The 21044-nt window shown below is 69.4% G+C and carries 19 protein-coding genes and 1 tRNA gene; 10 read left to right on the top strand and 10 right to left on the bottom strand.

Features of this window, described 5'->3' with window-relative positions; translation table 11 throughout:
• Positions 1-34: 34 nt before the first annotated feature.
• Positions 35-1225, bottom strand: a complete 1191-nt coding sequence (locus tag LRG07_RS04525; RefSeq protein WP_201171707.1) for an HD-GYP domain-containing protein — start codon at positions 1223-1225, stop codon at positions 35-37.
• A gap of 169 nt (positions 1226-1394) precedes the next feature.
• Between LRG07_RS04525 and glgC the strand changes: the two genes are divergently transcribed.
• From glgC to LRG07_RS04545, 4 genes are all read left to right on the top strand, one after another.
• Positions 1395-2666 carry a glucose-1-phosphate adenylyltransferase gene (glgC, locus tag LRG07_RS04530; protein WP_238641879.1) on the top strand — a complete coding sequence of 424 codons (1272 nt, stop codon included), beginning with the start codon at positions 1395-1397 and terminating at the stop codon, positions 2664-2666.
• A 62-nt stretch (positions 2667-2728) separates the two neighbouring features.
• The gene (locus tag LRG07_RS04535; RefSeq protein WP_201171704.1) at positions 2729-4399 is read left to right on the top strand and encodes a cation:proton antiporter; all 1671 of its coding nucleotides are present in this window, start codon (positions 2729-2731) and stop codon (positions 4397-4399) included.
• A complete protein-coding gene (locus LRG07_RS04540) occupies positions 4396-5253 on the top strand; it encodes a universal stress protein (RefSeq protein WP_201171703.1) in 858 nt (285 codons plus the stop codon). Before LRG07_RS04535 ends, LRG07_RS04540 begins: the two co-directional genes overlap by 4 nt.
• 62 nt (positions 5254-5315) lie before the next feature.
• On the top strand, positions 5316-8072 hold the full coding sequence (locus LRG07_RS04545; protein ID WP_238641880.1) for a cation-transporting P-type ATPase: 2757 nt from the start codon (positions 5316-5318) through the stop codon (positions 8070-8072).
• A gap of 30 nt (positions 8073-8102) precedes the next feature.
• Here LRG07_RS04545 and LRG07_RS04550 read toward each other — a convergent pair whose 3' ends face one another.
• The 8 genes from LRG07_RS04550 to cobU form a co-directional block, all read right to left on the bottom strand.
• Positions 8103-9209, bottom strand: coding sequence for a DegT/DnrJ/EryC1/StrS family aminotransferase (locus LRG07_RS04550; protein WP_201171701.1), 1107 nt, complete (start codon positions 9207-9209; stop codon positions 8103-8105).
• Positions 9210-9221: 12 nt separating this feature from the next.
• Positions 9222-10211, bottom strand: coding sequence for a Gfo/Idh/MocA family protein (locus tag LRG07_RS04555; RefSeq protein WP_201241359.1), 990 nt, complete (start codon positions 10209-10211; stop codon positions 9222-9224).
• A gap of 147 nt (positions 10212-10358) precedes the next feature.
• A complete protein-coding gene (gene cobD / locus LRG07_RS04560; RefSeq protein WP_201171698.1) occupies positions 10359-11384 on the bottom strand; it encodes a threonine-phosphate decarboxylase CobD in 1026 nt (341 codons plus the stop codon).
• A 10-nt stretch (positions 11385-11394) separates the two neighbouring features.
• On the bottom strand, positions 11395-12321 hold the full coding sequence (gene cbiB / locus LRG07_RS04565) for an adenosylcobinamide-phosphate synthase CbiB (protein ID WP_201171696.1): 927 nt from the start codon (positions 12319-12321) through the stop codon (positions 11395-11397).
• A gap of 9 nt (positions 12322-12330) precedes the next feature.
• Positions 12331-13083, bottom strand: coding sequence for an adenosylcobinamide-GDP ribazoletransferase (locus tag LRG07_RS04570; RefSeq protein WP_201171694.1), 753 nt, complete (start codon positions 13081-13083; stop codon positions 12331-12333).
• Positions 13080-13709, bottom strand: a complete 630-nt coding sequence (locus tag LRG07_RS04575) for an alpha-ribazole phosphatase family protein (RefSeq protein WP_201171691.1) — start codon at positions 13707-13709, stop codon at positions 13080-13082. The genes LRG07_RS04570 and LRG07_RS04575 overlap by 4 nt, the downstream gene beginning before the upstream one ends.
• Entirely contained in the window at positions 13706-14803 is a 1098-nt protein-coding gene (gene cobT, locus LRG07_RS04580; protein WP_207189817.1) for a nicotinate-nucleotide--dimethylbenzimidazole phosphoribosyltransferase, read from the bottom strand. The genes LRG07_RS04575 and cobT overlap by 4 nt, the downstream gene beginning before the upstream one ends.
• A gap of 40 nt (positions 14804-14843) precedes the next feature.
• Positions 14844-15380 (bottom strand): bifunctional adenosylcobinamide kinase/adenosylcobinamide-phosphate guanylyltransferase, encoded by a 537-nt coding sequence (cobU, locus tag LRG07_RS04585; protein WP_201242598.1) that lies wholly within the window; start codon positions 15378-15380, stop codon positions 14844-14846.
• 97 nt (positions 15381-15477) lie between these two features.
• Between cobU and LRG07_RS04590 the strand changes: the two genes are divergently transcribed.
• Positions 15478-16812: a DUF3422 family protein gene (locus LRG07_RS04590; protein ID WP_238634521.1), complete on the top strand. Its 1335-nt coding sequence runs from the start codon at positions 15478-15480 to the stop codon at positions 16810-16812.
• Between the two features lie 33 nt (positions 16813-16845).
• On the opposite strand, the gene LRG07_RS04595 is transcribed toward LRG07_RS04590, so the two are convergent.
• On the bottom strand, positions 16846-18477 hold the full coding sequence (locus LRG07_RS04595) for a BCCT family transporter (protein ID WP_238641881.1): 1632 nt from the start codon (positions 18475-18477) through the stop codon (positions 16846-16848).
• Between the two features lie 116 nt (positions 18478-18593).
• Between LRG07_RS04595 and LRG07_RS04600 the strand changes: the two genes are divergently transcribed.
• From LRG07_RS04600 to rpmA, 5 genes are all read left to right on the top strand, one after another.
• Positions 18594-19097, top strand: a complete 504-nt coding sequence (locus LRG07_RS04600) for a hypothetical protein (RefSeq protein WP_201171685.1) — start codon at positions 18594-18596, stop codon at positions 19095-19097.
• A gap of 58 nt (positions 19098-19155) precedes the next feature.
• Positions 19156-20127, top strand: a complete 972-nt coding sequence (gene ispB / locus LRG07_RS04605) for an octaprenyl diphosphate synthase (RefSeq protein WP_201171684.1) — start codon at positions 19156-19158, stop codon at positions 20125-20127.
• Positions 20128-20138: 11 nt separating this feature from the next.
• Positions 20139-20215: transfer RNA gene (locus LRG07_RS04610), tRNA-Pro, on the top strand.
• 154 nt (positions 20216-20369) lie between these two features.
• Positions 20370-20684, top strand: coding sequence for a 50S ribosomal protein L21 (rplU, locus tag LRG07_RS04615; protein ID WP_201171683.1), 315 nt, complete (start codon positions 20370-20372; stop codon positions 20682-20684).
• 15 nt (positions 20685-20699) lie between these two features.
• A complete protein-coding gene (rpmA, locus tag LRG07_RS04620; RefSeq protein WP_201171682.1) occupies positions 20700-20957 on the top strand; it encodes a 50S ribosomal protein L27 in 258 nt (85 codons plus the stop codon).
• The last annotated feature ends 87 nt before the right edge of the window (positions 20958-21044 follow it).

Below are 21044 nucleotides of genomic sequence, written 5' to 3' on the forward strand. Positions count from 1 at the left end.
CGCATGAATGAGCGGCCCATTCTAAGCGAATCGTCTAGATAAAGAGTTCCGGGGGCAGGGCCCAGTTTGCGGGATCCTCGGCACGCTCGATGCGGTGAGCGGGGTGGCCGTGGTACAGGTCCAGAGTGGGGGGTGGTTCGATCATGCGCTGCGCCGAGATATCGTAGACCACCCGGACACGCGGCTTGTCTGCGGGGCGGTCCCGGGCCTCCAGGACCACGCCGAGCTTGCCGGACGATAGGCGCACCAGGGTGCCCGGTGGATAGATTCCGACGCAGCGCACGAACCGCTGCACCAGCTTACCGTCCAACCCCTGGCCGGCTTCGTGGGCGACGATGCGGAGTCCTTCGGTCGGTGGGCGGCCGCGGTGGTAGGCGCGGATGGCGGTGACGGCATCGTAGATGTCGACAATGGCGGCCATGCGGGTCTCGATGCTCAGCTGCCGGCCGCTCAGGCCGTAGGGGTACCCGGAGCCGTCGATCCGTTCGTGGTGCTGCTCGGCGATGCGCACGGCCAGCGGAGTGGCCTGGGCCGTCTCGCGCAGTAGCGCCGCGCCGCGCCAGGTGTGGTCCTTGACCTGCTGATACTCCTCCGGCGTCAGCGGACCCGGCTTGGAGATGATGGCATCCGGTAGCAGCGTTTTGCCGATGTCGTGGACGATCCCGGCGGAGCCTAGTGCACGTACATGGGGCTCGGGCATGCGCAGGTAGCGCGCGAACGCCATCAGCAGTACGCCGACGTTGACGCTGTGCTGGTAGGTGTAGTGGTCGCGGGAGCGGATGCGCCCGAAGGCGAGCATGGCATCCGGGTGCTCGTGCAGGGCAGCGGAGAGTTCCTCGCTGATGGTGTCGATGTCCTGCATGCGCAGGGCCCGGCCGGCGCGGGCATCCTGCAGCAGCTCGCGCACCGCCGAGCGCGCCTCCTGAGTCAGTTGCCGTGCCCACTGCCGCCCGTCGCCGGCCTTGGCCCGGGCGGGGCGCCGGTGGCTTGGTTCGGCGGCCTGCTGCGCCGCGCCGGAGGTTTCGGGGCGTCCGCGGTGTGGGTCGACCCGCACCCGGGTCAGCCCCATGGCGCGGATCTTGTCGATGCTCGCCTGCTCGAGCTCGAACTGGTTGTACAGGAACGGGTGCATGGCCCACTGCACGCCCAGGTCGACGAGGTACATGCCGGGGCGCAGGTCCTCGACCGGGACCTCGACCGCGTCCCTGGGTGGTGGTCTTTCCACGACTGCTTCCCTCCGCCCGGTTCCCTGCCGGGGATCGCAACCCTGCATTTGAAACTCCAGCGGTCAGCGTAACCCAAACGCCATTTCCCGCAACCCGGAGAGGGGAGCCGTTGGCATTGCCGCACCGCCCTTATATCCTGATCGGGTTCGAGCCCGCCCCGGAGGTCGCATGTTCCTAGAGCGCAACCCGCGATTCGTCAGCCGGCTGACGCGTGAGACCCTCGCGCTGATCATGGCCGGCGGCCGCGGTGGACGGCTCTCCAGCCTCACGGACTGGCGCACCAAGCCGGCGATCCCCTTTGGCGGCAAGTTCCGGCTGATCGACTTCCCGCTCTCGAACTGCATCAATTCGGGGATCCGTCGGGTGGGCATCCTGACGCAGTACAAGGCCCACTCACTGATCCAGCATGTCCAGCGCGGCTGGGGGTTCCTGCGCGGCGAGTTCGGCGAGTTCGTCGAACTCATCCCCGCCCAGCAGCGCATGGACAAGCCGCTGTGGTACTCCGGCACGGCTGATTCGGTCTACCAGAACATCGACATCATCCAGGCTCACGACCCGAGCTACGTGCTGATCCTCGCCGGCGATCACGTCTATAAGATGGACTACGGTGCGATGATCGCCCGCCATGTGGAGTCCGACGCCGACGTCACCGTCGGCTGCGTGCAGGTGAGTCTGGAGCAGGCCCGCGCCTTCGGGGTGATGACCGTCGAGAAGGACGGGCGCGTCACCGCCCTGACCGAGAAGCCGACGCACCCCGAGCCGATGCCGGGCAAGGACGATGTGGCCCTGGTCTCCATGGGTATCTATGTCTTCAACCGCGACTACCTGCTGCAGGTGCTGCGCGAGGACGCCGAGAACTTCGCCAGCTCGCGGGACTTTGGGCGGGACGTCCTGCCCGCGGCCATCCAGCGCGATCACGTCCAGGCCTTCCCGTTCAGCGACCCGGTCAGCGGCAAGCAGGCCTACTGGCGGGATGTGGGCACCGTGGACGCCTTCTACCGCGCCAATCAGGAGCTGATCCAGGAGGAGCCGGAGCTCGATCTCTACGACGACGAGTGGCCGATCTGGACCTACCAGGCGCAGCTGCCGCCGGCGAAATTCATGCATGATCAGAGTGGCAAGCGCGGCATGGCCATCGATTCGATGGTCTCCGGCGGCAACATCATCGCCGGTGCCTCGGTGCGCCGCTCGGTGCTCTTCTCGCGGGTGAAGGTTGGACCCGGTGCCGTGGTCAAGGAGTCGGTGATCCTGCCCCGGGTGACCGTCGGCGACGGCTGTCGGGTGCGCAATGCGGTCATCGATGAGGGCTGCCGCATCCCGCCGGGGACGGTTATCGGCGAGGACCTGGAGACCGACCGCGAGCGATTCCATGTCACCCCGGGCGGCGTGGTGCTGGTCACCGCCGAGATGCTGGGCCAGGAAGTGGCTCACGTGCGCTGAAACGCCCGCGCTTCGCCGACGCTCGCGTCCCCGCCCATTGCCCCTGATACCAGGAAGCTTGTATGGCTGAGATCCCTGCTGTCGAAGGACTGTTCAACCAATTCGCCATCCTGCTGCTCGTTGCAGCCGTCATTGGCTTTATCGGCACCCGCCTCAAGCAGCCGCTGATCGTATCTTTCATCGCGGTGGGCATCCTGGTGGGCCCGTCTGCGCTTGGCTGGGTGGACGGGCACGAGCCGATGATGGAACTGCTGGCCGAGATCGGTATCGCGCTGCTGCTGTTCATCGTCGGCCTCAAGCTCGATCTGCACCTGATCCGCACCATGGGGCCCGTGGCTCTCGCTACTGGCCTGGGGCAGGTGATCTTCACCTCGGCGGTTGGTTTCCTGATCGCACTGGCGATGGGCATGGAGCCGATCACCGCCCTCTACGTGGCGGTGGCGCTGACCTTCTCGAGTACCATCATTATCGTCAAGCTGCTGTCGGATAAGAAGGAGATCGACGCCCTGCACGGGCGCATCGCCATCGGTTTTCTGATCGTGCAGGACATCTGCGTGGTCCTGGCCATGATCCTGATCACCTCCCTGGCAGCTGGTGAGGGGGACGCCAACGTCGCCGTCGAAGTGGGGCAGGTCCTGCTGACGGGCGTGGCCCTGCTGCTGTTCGTGGGCGTGTTGATGCGCTATGTGCTGCCGCGGCTGCTTAACATGCTGGCGCGCACACCGGAGCTGCTGGTGCTCTTCTCCATCGCCCTGGCTGTGGCGATGGCCACCGGGGGCGATCTGATGGGCTTCAGCAAGGAGGTGGGGGCTTTCCTGGCGGGTATCGCCATCGCCTCCACGCCCTATCGCGAGGCGGTGGCCTCGCGGCTGACGGCGCTGCGCGATTTCCTGCTGCTGTTCTTCTTCATCTCCCTGGGCGCGCAGCTGGATATGGGCACCATCGGCGATCAGGTGGTGCCGGCACTGATCTTCTCGGCCTTCGTGCTCATCGGCAACCCGATCATCGTGCTGATCATCATGGGCTTTATGGGCTATCGCAAGCGCACCGGCTTCCTGGCCGGGCTGACGGTGGCGCAGATCTCGGAATTTTCCCTGATCCTGGCAGCCCTGGGCATGTCGGTGGGGCACATCGGCCAGGACACCATGGGGCTGGTGACCCTGGTGGGTCTGATCACCATCGGCGCTTCCACCTACATGATCCTCTACTCCAAGCCGCTCTATGAGCGTCTAGCGCCGCTGCTCTCGGTCTTCGAGCGCAGGACCCCGCACGCGGAGATCGCCCTGGACAGTCAGCCCGATCAGCACTATGAGGCCGATGTGGTGATCTTCGGTTTGGGCCGCTACGGGCACCAGCTGGCCAAGAACTTCAAGGCCCGCGGCTGGCGGGTGCTCGGCGTGGACTTCGATCCGACCCTGGTGGGACAGTGGCGGGACGAAGGCCACATGGCCCACTACGGCGATGCCTCGGACCCGGAGTTCCCGCAGACCCTGCCGCTGGGCCGGGCCCGCTGGGTGATCAGCACGGTGCCCGATCGGGACATCGGGGCAACGCTGATCACTGCGCTGCGCGGGGCCGGCTACCGCGGTAAGGTGGCGGTTACGTCCCACTCGCGGATGGATGCTGACTACCTGCGTGGCCACGGGCCCGACCGGGTCCTGCTGCCCTTCGTCGACGCCGCGGAGATGGCCGTGGCCGGGATCACCGGGGGGCAGGGAGGAGGTGAACGATGAGCCTTGAGCGGATCCTGATTGCCAGCGACCTATCGGAACGGGCGGCGCTGGCCGGCGCTCGGTCGGCGCAGTTGGCCGAAGAGGCGGGAGCCGGCGTCGTAGCCGTCTGTGTCGTCGAGGGTGATATCCCGGCCGAGGGCGGCGGTGGCGATCCGCGGGCCACGGTACAACAGGCGGTCGAGGCCGAGCTGCAGCGGGTCACGCCGGGGCACTGGGCATCCGTGCGGGTGCGTTTCGGAGACACGCTTGGTGAGTTGTCTCGGGTGGCCGAGGAGGAGCAGGCTCAGCTGCTCCTCCTTGGTGCCCATGGTCAGCATTTCGCGGCCGACTGGGTGCTGGGGACGACCGCCGAGCAGGTCGTGCGCCACCTGCCGGTGCCCACTCTGGTGGTCCGGCAGTCGGCGGAGCATCCCTACCGGCGCATCCTGGTCGCCACCGATTTTTCCGCCTGTGCCCGCGCCGCCCTGCAGCGCGTAGCGGACTGGTTCCCGGGCGCGGACCTGGAGCTGCTCCATGTCCTCGACACCCAGGCCCTGGAGCAGATGCGTACCGCCGGGGTGGATCCGCGCTGGGTGGAGCGGCGCTACGAGCAGCTGCGCACCGAAGCCGAGTCCCGTCTACGTGAGGAACTGCTCGCCTGCAGGGTCGATCCGGATGAGGTGACGATGACGCTGTTGGCGGGCCATCCGGCGGAGTTCTTGCTCGAGCGCGTGCGGACCCGCCAGCCCCAGCTGGTGGCCATGGGCAATCACGGCCGCGGACGCTGGGGCAATCTGCTGCTCGGCAGCGTGGCCAGCCGCGTGCTGCACCAGATCGACACGGACCTGCTACTGGTCCGTGCCGGGGAGGGCTGAGGACGCCCCGGGCATGCCGCTGCGGTGGCGGTCCGCAACCTTCCCGACTGCGCGGAGGTTTCATGGTGGAGGACGAAGGGGACGCGGCCCCCGGGGCCGCGCAGGAGCCGGCTGGACGCTGGCATGCCAGAGAGGCCGAGCAGGTTGCCGAGCACTTCGGCTCGGGGCCGCAGGGCTTGGCGGTCGACGAGGTCCAGGCGCGTCTGCAGCGCCACGGCCCCAACCGGCTGCAGCCGCCCGAGCGGGCCGGCCCGGTGGTGCGCTTCCTGCGCCACTTCCACAACATCCTGATCTACATCCTGATCGCCGCTGCGCTGGGCACCGCGCTGCTCGGCCACTGGGTCGATACCGGGGTGATCCTGGCGGTGGTGCTGATCAACACCCTCATCGGCTTCCTCCAGGAGGGCAAGGCGGAGCGCGCCCTGGATGCCATCCGCCAGATGCTCTCGCCCCAGGCGGTGGTGGTCCGTGGCGGCGAGCGCCAGGAGGTGGATGCCGCCGAGATCGTCCCCGGCGACGTCGTCTTCCTCCAGGCCGGCGATAAGGTGCCCGCCGACCTGCGTCTGCTCAACGCCAAGAACCTGCGCATCGACGAGGCGGTGCTCACCGGTGAGTCGGTGCCGGTGGAGAAGGGCACCGAGGCGGTGGATGCCGGTGCGGATCTCGGCGACCGGCGGGGGATGGCCTACTCCGGCACCCTGGTGACCTTCGGCCGGGGGCTCGGCGTGGTGGTGGCCACCGGGGCGGAAACCGAGGTCGGGCGCATCTCGCAGATGCTCGGCGAGGTGCACAGCCTGCAGACGCCGCTGATCCGACAGACCGAGCAGTTCGGCCGCTGGCTGGCGGCGATCATCGTGGTGGTGGCGGCCTTCACCTTCGCCTTCGGCTACTGGGTGCGGGACTACCCGCTCGACGAGATGTTCCTGGCCGCGGCCAGCCTGGCGGTCTCCACCATCCCCGAGGGTCTGCCGGCGATCCTGACCATCGCCCTGGCCATCGGCGTGCAGAAGATGGCCCGGCGCAACGCCATTATCCGGCGCCTGCCCGCGGTGGAGACCCTCGGCTCGGTCTCGACCATCTGCTCGGACAAGACCGGCACGCTCACCCGCAACGAGATGACCGTGGCCACCCTGGTCAGTGGCGAGCGGCAGCTGCGGGTCGATGGCGTCGGTTATGCCCCCCACGGCGGGTTCTGCGAGGGGCACGAGGAGGTGTTCCCCGACCGCGACCCGGTCTTCCACCAGGCCCTGCTCTGCGCCCTGCTGTGCAACGACGCGGAGCACTTCGAGCGCGACGGCGAGTGGCGTCTGCGCGGCGACCCCACCGAGGGGTCGCTGGTGGTGGCCGCACGCAAGGCCGGCTACGATCCGGTGGCCGAGGCGGAGCAGCGCCCGCGCGTGGACGTCATCCCGTTTGAGTCGGATCACAAATACATGGCGACCCTGCACTCTGACCATCACGGATGGCAGGGGATCTATCTCAAGGGCAGTCCGGAGCGGCTGCTCGAGCTCTGCAGTCACGAGCAGACCACCGCGGGGGCGCAGCCGCTGGAGCGGGCCCGGTGGGAGTCGGCCATGGACGAGGTGGCCGCTCGCGGTGAGCGCCTGCTGGCCCTGGCCGTGCGGGAGGTCGAGCCCCATCAGCAGGAGCTGACCTACGAGCAGGTGGAGGCGGGGGGATTCACCCTGCTGGCGCTGGTCGGCATCATCGACCCGCCCCGCGAGGAGGCCATCGAGGCGGTTGCCCGTGCCCAGGGGGCGGGGATCCGGGTGAAGATGATCACCGGGGATCACCTGGCCACCGCGCGGGCCATCGGCCGGCAGCTGGGGATCGGGCAGGGGGCGGCGGTCTCCGGCCAGGAGATCGACGGCATGGACGACGCGACGCTGCAGGAGACGGTACGCCGCGTCGATGTCTTTGCCCGCACCACGCCGGAGCACAAGCTGCGCTTGGTTCAGGCCCTGCAGGCCGAAGGTGGCATCTGTGCCATGACCGGCGACGGGGTCAACGATGCGCCGGCGCTCAAGCGCGCCGACGTCGGCGTGGCCATGGGCAACAAGGGCACCGAGGCGGCCAAGGAGGCCTCGGAGATGGTCCTGGCCGACGACAACTTCGCCTCCATCACCCACGCGGTGGAGGAGGGGCGCGCCGTCTACGACAACATCCGCAAGGCCATCCTGCACATGCTGCCCACCAACGCCGGGCAGTCGCTGACCATCATGATGGCGATCCTGATGGGGCTGGCCCTGCCGCTGACCCCGGTGCAGGTGCTCTGGGTGAACATGGTCACCTCGGTGACGCTGGCCATGGCGCTTGCCTTCGAGCCGGCCGAGCCGGGGGTGATGGGGCGCCCGCCGCGGGATCCGAAGGCGCCGCTGCTCTCCGGCTTCATGCTCTGGCGTATCCCGTTTGTGGCGCTGCTGCTGTGGCTGGGGACCTTCGGCCACTTCGTGTGGATGGAGGAGGTGGTCGGCGCCAGCGATGAGCTGGCCCGGACCGTGGCCATCAACACCCTGGTCGCCGGCCAGGCGTTCTATCTGCTCAACCTGCGCCTGATCTACGACCCGATCTGGCGGGGCTGGGCGTTGTTCCGCTCGCAGGCGATGTGGATCGCCATCGGCGTGCTCATCCTGCTCCAGATTGCCTTCACCTACGCCCCGGTCATGCACGCGCTCTTCGGCACCACGCCGATTGGGCCCCAGGACTGGGCGCGCATCTTGCTCTTCGGGCTGGCGGTGTTCGTGATCGTGGAGTTGGAGAAGGCCGTCGTCCGCCGGCTGCCGGCGCGGCAGCCGGCTTCGGTGGCGACGACGGGGTAGCCGGTGATCCGGGTCGGGGCGGTGCCCGGCTCAGGCCTGCTGGAGGGCCTGACGCACCGCCTCGGCCACCTGGAGGGCGCGCTCCTCGCCCATGTACGGCCACATGGGCAGGCTCAGCACCTCGTGGCAGGCCTGCTCGGCCACCGGACAGTGGGCCTCCAGGTGCTGGTAGACCGGCTGCTGGTGGACCGGGACCGAGTAGTAGACCATGCAGCCGATGCCGGCCGCCTGGAGGGCGTCGCGCACGGCGTCGCGGCGGCCGTCGGCGATGCGCACGGTGTACTGGTGGAAGATGTGATCGCCGTGGGGCGCCGTATGCGGCGTGGTCAGACCCGGCAGGCCGGCCAGTTCGCGGTCGTAGAGCGCGGCGATCTCCTTGCGCTGGGCGTTCCAGCCGTCCACGTGGGGCAGCTTGACCTGTAGCAGGGCCGCCTGCATGGCGTCGAGCCGCGAGTTGTAGCCGATCAGGGTGTGGTGGTCGCGGCGCTCTTGGCCGTGCAGACGCAGCAGCCGGCACTGAGCGGCGAGCTCGTCGTCATCGGTGGTGATCATGCCGCCGTCGCCGAAACCGCCCAGGTTCTTGGTCGGATAGAACGAGTGGGCCCCGAGATCGCCCAGCGTGCCCAGCCGGGCCTCGCCCTGGCGGGCCCCGAAGGCCTGGGCCACGTCCTCGATCACCCGCAGGCCGCGCCGGCGCGCCAGCTCGTTGACGGCGGCCATATCCGGCCCCTGGCCGAAGATGTGCACCGGAAGCAGCGCCTTGGTGCGCTCGGTGCAGGCCGCCTCCAGGGTCTCGGCGGTGACGTTGAAGGTGTCCGGGTCGATGTCGGCAAACCGCGGCGTGGCGCCGGCCAGGCTGATGACCTCGGCGGAGGCGTAGAAGGTGAAGGGCGAGGTCACCACCTCGTCGCCCGGCTCGACCCCGGCGGCGACCAGGGCGATCAGCAGGGCGTCCGTGCCGCTGTTGACGCCGATGGCGTGCCGGCAGCCCAGGTGCTCGGCCACCGCCTGCTCGAAACGCTCCACCGTGGGACCGAGGACGTAGGCCCCGGAGGCCAGCAGATCCGTGGCGGCCTGTTCGAGTTCGCCGCGCAGGGCGTCGTATTGCGGCTTCGGGTTGTAGATGGGGATCTGCACGCTTTCCAGCTCCTATGCGTTCTCTGCGTTTCTCAGGCGCCCCGTGGCCTCGGCCAGCAGGTCGACGATGCCGGCGGCAAAGCGACCGTCCGACTGACACGTCTGCCCGTGGCGCAGGCAGTCGAGGAAGTGCTCCAGCTCCAGGCGCAGGGGTTGGCCGTGGCCTTGGTGGATGGTCTCGGCGCCCTCGTCGATGTTGTCCAGGTGGCCGTCGATGCCCTTGCGGTGGTGGGTGACCACCTGGTTGATCTCGTCGTAGACCACCATCCCCTCGCTGCCGACGATGACCAGGTTGCGCCGTTTCTCCGGCCACAGCCAGGAGCAGTGCAGGTGGCTTTGCAGGCCGTCGTCGTAGCTCAGGTGGAGGTAGACGTCGTCCTCGATGCCCGGCTGCAGGATGCACTGGCCGTGGACCTGCATGCCGCGGGGCGTTCGCCCGGGCAGCAGGAAGCGCTGCACGGCCACGTCGTGGGTGCCCAGGCACCACAGGGCGTTCTCGTAGTCGCGCGCCCGCCCCAGGCCCAGACGCTCCTGATGGACGCTGTGCACCTGCCCGATGCGCCCGGCGGCCAGGTCGTCGCGCAGCCACTGGATGGCCGGCTGGAAGAGCAGCAGGTGGCCGACCATGAGCAGCCGCCCACGCTGCTCGGCCAGTTCCACCAGGTGCCAGGCCTGGCTCGGGTCCGGGGTGAGGGGCTTCTCGACGAAGACGTCCTTATCGGCCTCCAGGGCCTGGCGGACCACCTCGTAGTGGGTCGCCACCGGGGTGGCGACGGCGACGGCGTCGAGCTGCGGGTCGGCCAGCGCCGCCGCGGTGTCCGTGTAGGTGGGGACGTCGGGGCAGATCGTCTGGACCTGGCGCAGGTTTTCGGCGTTGACCTCGACGACCGCGTGGAGGGCGCCGAGCTCATGGAGGTTGCGGACCAGGTTGCGGCCCCAGCCGCCGGCGCCGATGACGGCAACCCGGGGTGTGGCGGCCTGGGCGGCTTCGGTCGTGGCCATGGGCGTATCGATCCTCTCTTGGTGCCGGCGGCGCGCTTCGCCCGCGCTGGGCCGGACGCGGCCTGCGGCGAAACCGCGCTAATTTATCAAAAATCGTGCTGGGCAGGTTATCGACCGGATCGCTGCGGGCTGTAGGGCCGCGTCGCATCAGTCGGCGGCGAGGGTTTGCAGCGCTGCCGCCAGGCGCTGCCAGGCCGCCTCGGTGCCGGGCAGGCCGAAGCGCAGTCCCGCCGGCTCATCGAAGGCGCGGACCCAGACCCCGGCCCGGGCCAGCAGCGCCTGGTAGCGCCGCGCCGCGGTGCAGGGGACCCAGCGAAACAGCGCCGTGCCCCCCGCCGGTGCCAGCCCGGCGGCGGTCAGCAGCCCATCCAGCCGCTGCGTCGCCGCCGTCAGGGCGCGTCGCTGGGCCGCCTGCCAGGCCTCGTCGGCCAGGGCCTGCCCGGCGGCATGGCGGGCCGGGCCGGCCAGAGGCCAGGGACCGAGCACCCCGGCCAGTTGCTGGCGCAGCCCCTCCGGGCCGAGCAGGAAGCCGACCCGGGCGCCGGCGAGGCCGTAGAACTTGCCCAGCGAGCGCAGCAGGATCAGGCCCGGGCGGCCGACGGCCGGGGCCAGGGAGGTCTCCGGCTCGGCGTCGCAGAACGCCTCGTCGACGATCAGATGCCCGCCCCCGGCGGCCAGCGCATCGCACCAGGCGAGCAGGGTGGCGGCGGGGTAGCGGGTGCCGGAGGGGTTGTTGGGATGGCTCAGCACGAGCGTGTGCCAGGGCGGGGGCGTGGGTGGCCCGGCGGCGATCCGCTCGGCGGTGATGCGCTCGACGCGGTGGCCCCAGTGCTGCCACGCCCGCGCATGCTCGGCATACTCCGGCGCCGGGATGGCCACGTTTCCTGGGGAGTGGAGAGCCGGGAGCAGGCTGATGGCGGCCTGGGAGCCGGGCAGGGCCAGGGCCGCGCCGTTGCCGGCGGCGTAGTGCGCCGCGGCCTGCGCCTCGAGTCCGTCGGCCTCGGGCAGCCGGTGCCAGGTGGCCGCCGGGGCGGCGCTCAGCGGGAAGGGGGTCGGGTTGATGCCGGTGGAGAGGTCCACCCAGCCCCCCGGCGGCTCGCCGAAGCGCGCCGTCGCCTCGGCGAGGTTGCCGCCGTGCTCCAGCGTGTCGGGCAGGTGCTGTGCTTCGCTCATCAACGACCCCTCAGGGGATCAGCGGGGAGGGCGCCCACAGGGCGATCGCCGCCGCGATCCAGATCAGCACCCCGCGTTCCACCAGCGCCACTGATGCCTCGATGGTGTTGGCGTCCGCCGGATGCCCGCTACCCAGCGTGGGGCGTTGGCGGACGCCGTCGCTGTAGACGGCCGCGCCGCCGAGGGTGGTATCGAGGGCCGCGGCGCCGGCGGCCAGGACCACGCCCGGGTTGCTGCCGGGCCATTGCGGGGCCTGGTTGCGCACTGCAGCCCACACCGCCTGCGGGCGCAGGCTCGCCAGGGCATAGGTGAGCGCCGTCAGGCGCGCCGGGATCCAGCCGAGCAGGTCGTCCAGGCGGGCGGCGGCGTAGCCGAAGTCGTTGAAGCGCACGGTCCGGTAACCCCAGAGGGCGTCCAGGGTGTTGATCAGTCGGTGGGCGACTGCCCCCGGAGCGCCGGCGACCAGGAACCAGAAGAGGGTGGCGAAGACCGCGTCGTTGCCGTTCTCCAGGGTCGATTCGGTGGTGGCGCGGGCGGTGTCTTCGGCGTCCATGGACTGTGCATCCCGACTGACGATCCTGCCCACCGCCGCGCGGGCCTCGGCCAGGTCGCCACGGGCCAGCGGTTGCGCCACACCCAAGGCGTGCTCGCGCAGGCTGCGGCTGCCCAGGCAGAGGTAGAGCAGCCCCAGCTCCACCACCCAGCCGAGCGGCCCCAGCGTGAGCAGGGTGGCGAGCAGCACGGCCGGTGCGACCAGGATGGCGACCGCCACCATGCCGGCCTTGCGCCGGTCCGGGTCGGGCAGGCGCCCTTGGTTGAGCAGCCGCTCCAGCCAGCCGGCAACCCGGGCAAAGCCGTTCAGTGGGTGCCCGGCGCGGGGCTCGCCGAAAACCCGGTCGAGTAGCCACGCGCCGATGATCAGGGCGGGGAACGGCACGGGAGCGGCCTAGACGCTCGCCGCCACGGCGGCGGCGCCAAGCAGTGCGGCGGTCTCGGTGAGCTCCACGGTGGCGCCGGCGGTGTCGCCGGTGGTCCCGCCGAGGCGCCGTGACATCGCGTGCTGCGCCAAGACCAGGGCGACTGCCCCGGCGGCCACCGCCGCCAGCCCGGCCCATCCGGTGAGCAGGGCGGCCAGGGCGGTGACCACGGCCGCACTGCCCAGCGAGGCGCCGGGTGGCCCGAAGTGGGACAGGGCCTCGCCGATCCCGCCGGGGCGCACATAGGGTGTGGTCAGGAACAGCAGGGTCAGCCCGGCGCGTCCGACAACCGCCGCTGTGGCGATGGCCAGTACGGCGCCGGCGTCGAGCAGGGCGGCCACCGCTGCCACCTTGAGCAGGAGGACGGCGACGATCGCCGTGACCCCGATGGGCCCGCAGGAAGGATCCTTCATGATTTCCAGGGTGCGTTCCCGCTGCGCCATGCCGCCGACCCAGGCGTCGGCGGAGTCGGCCAGGCCGTCGAGGTGCAATGCGCCGGTCAGCAGCGCCCAGATCACCACTACCAGGGCTGCAGTGAGCAGTGCAGGCAAAGCTTGGGTCAGGAAGGCCATCAGAATCAGCAGGGTGCCGATGATCGCCCCGACCAGGGGGTAGGCGACCAGCGAGGCGCCACTCTCCTCGTCGTCGATGCGGCCGAGCGAAGGCACCGGAAGGCGCGTGAGAAAGGCGATGGCGATCAGCAGCGGTCGCAAGGCGGTCATCGCTCCCCCTCCGCCGATGTTGCGCGGTTATGGAAGTAGAGGGTCGGATCGGTGCCGGGCTCGACACGGACCCGGCTGACCGAGGCGTAGGGCACGTAGAGTCGGTTGAACCCGCGCAGCGGGAGCTCCAGCAGGTGCGACAGCACCACGCGGATCAGCCCGCCGTGGCCGACGAGCAGCAGGTGCTCGCCGGGGTGCTCTGCGAGCAGCCGCACCCAGGCATCGATGACGCGGCGCTGGAAGTCGGCCATGGGCTCGGCGTTGGGCGGCGTATAGTGGAGCGGATCGGCCCAGAAGCGGGCCTGCCCCTGGGGGTCCTGCTCGTAGAGCTCCGCCGGGGTCAGGCCCTCCCAGTCACCGAAGCCGATCTCTTGGAAACCGTTTTCCACCTGTAATGGCAGCCCCTGCTCGGCGGCGTAGCGTTCGGAGAACTCGCGGCAGCGGCGCAGCGGGGAGCAGACGATCCGGGTCAACGCCGCGGGCTCGAGCGGGGCGGCGCGCATCTGCGCCCAGCCGCGTTCGCTGAGCGGGTCGTCCTGGGTGCCGCGGTAGCGGCGGCCGCCCACCGGCTCGCCGTGGCGGATCAGATCGATCCAGGTCTCCTGGCCTTCGATGGGGGGTCTCACCCTTTGCCCTCCGGGGTTACGCCGGCCTCCGCGAAGGTGGCCATGCGGTTGTGGATGGCGCAGGCCATGCGCATCAGCGGTATCGCGGTCGCAGCGCCGCTGCCCTCGCCCAGGCGCATGTTGAAGTCGAGCAGCGGGCGCCCGCCGAGGGCCGCGACGATGCGGTGGTGACCCGGCTCGGCGGAGCCGTGGCCGAGGATCATCCAGGCGCGGGTGCCGGGGCGCAGTCGCTCGGCCAGCAGGGCGGCTGCGCCGCTGATGAAGCCGTCGAGGAGGATGACCACACCGCGCTGGGCGCAGCGGATGTAGGCACCGGTCATGGCGGCCAGCTCCAGGCCGCCCACGCGACGACCGGCTTGCCACGGCTCGCTGAGGTTTGCCGGTCCGCCGAGCTGTTCTCGGTGCAGGGCCAGGGTCTCGTCGACGGCCTCCGCCTTGTGTCGCAGCCCGGCGGCATCGTGTCCGGTGCCTGGGCCGACTAGCCCCGGCGCCGGTTTGTTGAGCAGGGCGCCGACCACGGCGGCGGCCGCAGTGGTGTTGGCGATGCCCATCTCGCCGGCGATAAAGACCCGGGTGCCGTGCTGATCGATGGACCGGTCGACGGCCCGCGCGCCGGCGGTGAGCGCAGCGCTGAACTGCTCGTCGGTCATCGCCGGCTGCCGGCGCATGTTGGCCGTGCCGGCGGCGATGCGTTCGTCGCGCACCGCCTGCGGCACCGCGCCCTGCCATCGGGTGCCGACATCCACCACCTCCAGCTGGGCGCCGATCTCCTCGCTCATCACGCAGATGGCTGCGCCGCCGTTGGAGAAGTTCTCCATCATCTGCAGCGTGACCACCGGGTCGAAGGCGGAGACGCCGTCCTCGGCGATGCCGTGGTCGCCGGCGAACAGCGTGATCTGGACCGGATCCACGGCGGGGTGCGGGGTCTGCTGAAGCCCGGCGAGCTGGATGGCGATCTCTTCGAGCCGGCCGAGCGATCCCGGCGGCTTGGTCAGCTGATCCTGTCGAGCCCGCGCCTGCTGGGCGTAATGCGGATGGGTCTGTTGGATCGGTTCATCGAGCCACTCCGGTTGGTTCACGATTGCGCTCCTCATTCCCTTCTTGGCGGCGTCAGCCCGTCGCGGGGGGACGACTCTATTTCAGGGGCTGTGCGAGGCCGGCGACGGTCCAGGTCACTCGCTCGCAGCGTTCGGCCATCTGTTGGTGCAGCGCTCCGGCCTCGTCGCAGAAGCGCCGCGCCAGGGCGTTCATCGGCATTACGCCCAGACCGGTTTCATTGCTGACCAGCAGCAGGTCGCCGCCTGCGGCGGCAACCGCGTCGACCAGCCCGGTTCGTGCCTGCTCAAGGCTCTCGCTGGTGACGTTTGCCTCGGTGGCCCCGTCCCCGGCGACGAGCTGATTGGTCAGCCATAGACTCAGGCAGTCGACCAGGAGTACGCGGCCCGGGGCGCTGTGCGCCTCGATGGCCCGGGCCAGCTCCAGCGGGGCCTCGATCGTCTGCCAGTGCGCGGGGCGTCGCGCCCGGTGCGCGGCGATGCGCTCGGCCATGCCGGCATCGCCGCGGGGTCGGGCCGTGGCGATGTAGACGACATCGTCGCTGAGTTCGCGCGCGCGCTGTTCGGCATGACGGCTCTTGCCCGAACGGACGCCGCCGAGGATGAGTTCCCGCATGGTATTCCCCCTGGCACGGGTGAGGGAGGATACCATACCCTTGCACTAGCCGGTCCCGGTCGGGACCGCATGCCCGATGCAGAGAAAGCCAGCCAGCATGACCCTTAACGTAACGGAAAGGCACCAGGCCAGTGACCCCGTCCCCGGGGCCTACGTCGACCACCCCCTGCGCCAGGAAGTCAACGACGAGATTCACGCCCGACCCTATGAGCGCCTGCGGGCCCCGGCCCGGGTCAGTCACCTGGGGATGTTCTCCGGGCGCCACTCCGCGGATGCCGATCGGGCGGCCGTAGCGGATCTGTGCGAGCGCTTCGGCGTGGAGCCGCCGGAGCCGGATGCCCAGCACATGTCCCGTGACTTCGGCGCCTTTCGGCTCAAGTGGGAGCGGCGCACCGAGGTTTCGACCTACACCTTCATCGTCGAGGACGAGTTCGAGCACCCGTTCGAGGGGCCACCCATCGAACGCTTGCCCGAGGACTGGCTGGCCAGTTTGCCCGGACCGCGCCTGGTCGGTATCCATCTCGCGCTGGAGCCGTCCTGGTCGCAGCCGCGGACCAGCAGCGGAATCGTGGCGCTGTTCAACGACAACACGATCGTTGGCAGCCAGATCGCCGGCGGAGCGGCGCGGGTGTGGACGGACTTCCGTATCCACGATGACGGCTTTTCGCGCATCCTCCTGCGCGATGTGAACATGCGCGAGCGCCAGGCCGGGCGTGCCATCCAGCGTCTGCTCGAGATCGAGACCTACCGCATGATGGCGCTGCTCGCCTTCCCAGTGGCGCGGCGCCTCAACCCTCAGCTCAACGAGCTCGAGGAGCAGCTGGCCGGGATCACTGAGCGCATGACCGGCTCGAGCCGGGAGCGTGACGAGCAGCACCTGCTCGGTCAGCTGATGGAGTTGGCCGCCCAGGTGGAGCGTATCGGCAACAACACCAACTACCGCTTCCATGCGGCGCGTGCCTATCACGAGCTGGTCGAACGGCGCATCCAGGAGCTGCGCGAGCAGCGCATCCAGGGCGTACAGACCATCCAGGAGTTCATGGAGCGGCGCCTGGTGCCGGCCATGCGCACCTGTGCCACGGTCACCGAACGGCGCGAGTCGCTCTCCGAGCGTATATCGCGCACCGGCGATCTGCTGCGCACCCGCATCGACGTGGCCCTGGAGGCGCAGAACCGCGATCTGCTCGACTCCATGGATCGCCGCGCCAAGCTGCAGTTCCGGCTGCAGGAGACGGTCGAGGGGCTGTCGGTGGCGGCCATCAGCTACTACCTGATGGGGCTGATCAGCTACGTCCTGGAGGCGGCGCGCGACGCCGGTGCCCCGATCCGGGTGGAGGTCACCCAGGGGCTGGCGGTGCCGGTGGTGGTGTTCACCATCTGGCTGGTGGTGCGCCTGGTCCGCTACCGCATCGCCAAACGCCAGGAGGCCTAGCGCCGCGCCGGCCGGCGCGGCGCCGGCCGCGGATCAGCCCTCCACCCGGTCGGTGGCCGTGCCGGTGCTGGTGTCGCTGGTGTGCCAGTCCGACTCCACCTGCGCCCACGGTTCCATGGGCGGTTCGCTGCGTTCGCCGGGCCGCGGTGCGAAGCGCTCCTCCTCCAGCGCTTTGAGCAGGCCCACGACCATCCCGAGGATGATGAACGAGAACGGCACTGCAGCGGCGATGACCGCGCCCTGCAGGGTGGTCAGGCCGCCGGCGGTGAGCAGCACGATGGTCACCAGGGTGATGACCGTGCCCCAGATCACCGTGTGCAGCCGGGAGATCTCCGTCGAGCCGTTGGAGAGCAGGGTCTGGGTGACCAGGATGCCGGCGTTGGCGGAGGTGATCAGGTAGGTGCCGATGAGCACGGTCACCAGCACCGACGCTGCCGCTCCCCAGAGGCCCACGTCCATCAGCTCGATGGTGCGGAAGACGGCGGTGCTGACCTCCTCGCGGGTGGCTTCGGTGACCCCGCCGGGGCCAAAGAGCTCAAGGTGGATGGCGTTGCCGCCAAACAGTCCGATCCAGACGATGGTGATACCGGTCGGCACCAGCAGCACGCCCATGACGAACTCGCGCAGCTTGCGGCCGCGCGAGATGCGCGCGATGAAGATCCCGACGAAGGGCGCCCAGGCCAGCCACCACCCCCAGTAGAAGAGGGTCCACTCGGCCTGCCAGTCGCCCTCGGCGTTGGCGTGGGTATGGAAGGAGAGGGTGAAGAGGTTCTGCAGGTAGTCGCCGGTGGACTGCACGATCAGCGCCAGCAGGTACTGGGTCGGCCCCCAGAGCAGGAAGAAGAGCAGCACCGCGGCGCTCATCCAGAAGTTGGCCTCGCTGATCATGCGCACCCCGGACTGCACGCCGTAAAGCACCGATACGGTGGCGACGCCCATCACCGTGACAGCGATGGCGATCTGACCGGTGGTGCCCGCCGTGATCCCGGTGAGTTCGCCGATGCCGGTGTTCAGCTGCTGGATGCCCAGCCCCAGCGTAGTGGCGATGCCGAAGACCGTGGCGAACACGGCTAGGACGTCGATGGCATCCCCCCAGGGGCCGTGGATGTGCTTGCCGATGAGCGGGTAGAAGGCCGAGCGCATGGTCAGCGGCAGCCCGCGGCGGAAGCTGAAGTAGGCGAGGATGAGGGCGACCAGCGAGAAGACCGCCCAGCCGTTGAGGCCCCAGTGAAAGTAGGCCAGGCGTAGCGCGGTGTCGGCGGCTTCGCTCGGGTCGTCGCTGACCGTGAACGGGTTTCGGTCGAAGTGGGAGATGGGCTCGGCGACCGCCCAGAAGATCAGGCCGACGCCCATTCCGGCGGCGAAGAGCATGGTGAGCCAGGAGAAGGTTCGGAACTCGGGCACCTCGTGGTCCTGGCCCAGGCGCACGTTCTTAAAGCGCCCGGTGCCCAGCCAGATCACCAGCAGCAGAAAGGCGGCCACGACCAGCACGTAGTACCACTGCAGGAAGGGGGTCAAGGCCTCGCGCCAGCCGGTGACCACCGTCTCCAGCTGCTTCGGCCAGACGGCTCCGGCCAGGGCAAAGGCGGCCACAAGGAAGGTGGACACGGCGGTCACCCGGGGGCTCATGCCCTTGAAGAAACCGCGGGTCGCTACGTTGAACATCGCTGCTGGCTCCTGCTTTGCGGTAGGCTAACGGGCTGGCGCACGGGCGCCCTAGCCTAACAACCACCGACGCGTCCTGCGGCGTTGGCCGCGCCGCGGGGCCCAAGGAGGCGTGCATGCATCGCGGGATGCTCCCCGTTTTGTCCGTCGTCGGCATCCTGGCCGTGGTGACCGTCGCACTCGGGCCCATGGTCTCGGCGCCGATCGCCGCCGCCTGGCCCGCCTGGTGGCCGGTATGGTCCGGGTTTGCCCTGATCGGTGTACTGGCTGTTCACGTCGCCCGGCAGCGGCCTTGGCTGGCCCGGGTAACGGCGGTTCGGGCATTCCTGGCCTGGATACTCTGGGCGATGCCGGCGCTGGTCTACGCCGTCGTCGGTGGTCGCTACGGGCTGCCGACGGCCGGATGGGGCGAGCAGGCGCTCGGTGCAGACGAGATCAGCCACTGGCTTGATCGGGTCACCGCTTACAGCCTGTTGGGGGCCCCGCCGATTCCCGAGCCGCTGCCCCAGTTGGGGGCGACCGTAGCCCTGGTGGCGGTCTATGCGGCCCCGGTGCTGGCCTTGCTGGTGCTGGTCTCGATCTGGCGCAGCGGCCGGCGCGGTCGCCGCGGCCGTGCTTGACACCCCTGGCCCCCCTGCCTAGCATCCGCGGGGCTGACCCGGAGCGCAGATCCTGCCCATGAACCTTGATGCAATCCGTGAGCTCGCCGCCGACGACATGGCGGAGGTCAACCGCTTGATCCAGGCGCGGCTGTCGTCGGACGTGGTTCTGATCAACCAGCTCGCCCACCATATCGTCAACAGTGGCGGTAAGCGTCTGCGCCCCACGGTCGTGCTTCTGGCGGCGCGGGCCTGCGGCTACCAGGGCACGGATCACGTCCAGCTGGCGGCGATCATCGAGTTCATCCACACCGCCACGCTGCTCCACGACGACGTGGTGGACGGCTCGGACATGCGTCGTGGCCAACAGACGGCGCACACCATCTGGGGGAACGAGGCCAGCGTGCTGGTCGGCGACTTCCTCTATACCCGGGCCTTCGAGATGATGGTCGAACTCGACTCCATGGCCGTACTGCGGATCCTGGCGCGGGCGACCAACACCATCGCCCGGGGCGAGGTGATGCAGCTGATGAACGTCCACGAGCCGGATCTCACTGAGGCCGATTACCGGCAGGTGATCTACCGCAAGACGGCGACCCTGTTCGAGGCCGGCTGTCAGAACGGAGCGGTGCTCGCGGGACTGGACGAGGCCGGATGCGAGGCCCTGGCGGCCTACGGGCGGCACTTGGGGACGGCCTACCAGCTGGTGGACGATGCTCTGGATTACAGCGGCGATGCCACCGAGATCGGCAAGAACATCGGTGACGACCTGGCCGAGGGCAAGACCACCATGCCCCTGATCCACGCCATGCGCGAGGGTGAGCCCGCGGACCGTGACCTGATCCGGGAGGCCATCGAGGCCGGTGGGCTGGATCAGATGGAAGCCGTCGGCCGGGCGATTGAAAAGACCGGATCGGCTGAATATACTAGGCGCCTCGCTGAGGTTGAGGTTGAGCAGGCCATCGAGCAGCTCACCTCAGCGGTTCCGGGTAGTCCCTGGCGGGATGCGCTGGTACACTTGGCCCGCAACTCGGTATCCCGGACAGCGTAACAGGTTGCACACGGGGTGTAGCTCAGTTTGGTAGAGCACTGCCTTCGGGAGGCAGGGGCCGCAGGTTCAAATCCTGCCACCCCGACCAGACAATCCAAGGCGCCGCGGATCGACCGCAGCCACCACGCCCGCCTCTCCCCAATCGTTCGACGGCCCGGAAGCGGCCCCGGGGTCAGGCGCGGTGATCGTGTCGAATCGAGCGGCGGCCCGTAGCCATCAGAGTAGACAGGAGCAAGACGCCGATGTACGCGGTGATCCGAAGCGGCGGAAAGCAGTACCGGGTCTCGGAAGGAGACGTGCTGCGAGTCGAGAAGCTCCCGGCCGAGGTCGGCGAGACCGTGCAGTTCGACGATGTCCTCATGGTCGGCGAAGGGAGCGAGGTCAAGATCGGTACGCCGCAGGTCGAGGGCGGCAGCGTGAAGGCCGAGGTCCTTGAGCAGGACCGGCATCGCAAGGTCGAGGTGACCAAGTTCAAGCGGCGGCAGGGCTATCGTCGCCACCACGGTCATCGGCAGCCGTACACCCAGGTCAAGATCACCGGCATCAACGCCGGCTGACGGAGGGCATCAGGCATGGCACACAAGAAGGCGGGCGGCAGCACCAAGAACGGTCGCGACTCTCAGTCAAAGCGTCTGGGCGTCAAGCGCTACGGCGGTGAGGCGGTCTCTGCGGGCAGCATCATCGTCCGCCAGCGCGGCACCCACTTCCACGCCGGCGAGAACGTCGGGGTGGGCAAGGACTACACCCTGTTCGCCAAGAGCGACGGTCGGGTTGTCTTCGAGCGCAAGGGGCCGGCCCAGCGCCGCCGGGTGCGAATCGAAGCGGTCTAAGGGCGGCGACCCATTCCGGACCCGTAAAGCCCCGCCATGGAGCGGGGCTTTTTTGTATACGGACGCGCTACAGCGCAGAGGCCGAGC

This window comes from Halorhodospira sp. 9622 (assembly GCF_022228025.1).
In the GTDB taxonomy this organism is placed as follows: domain Bacteria; phylum Pseudomonadota; class Gammaproteobacteria; order Nitrococcales; family Halorhodospiraceae; genus Halorhodospira; species Halorhodospira halophila_A.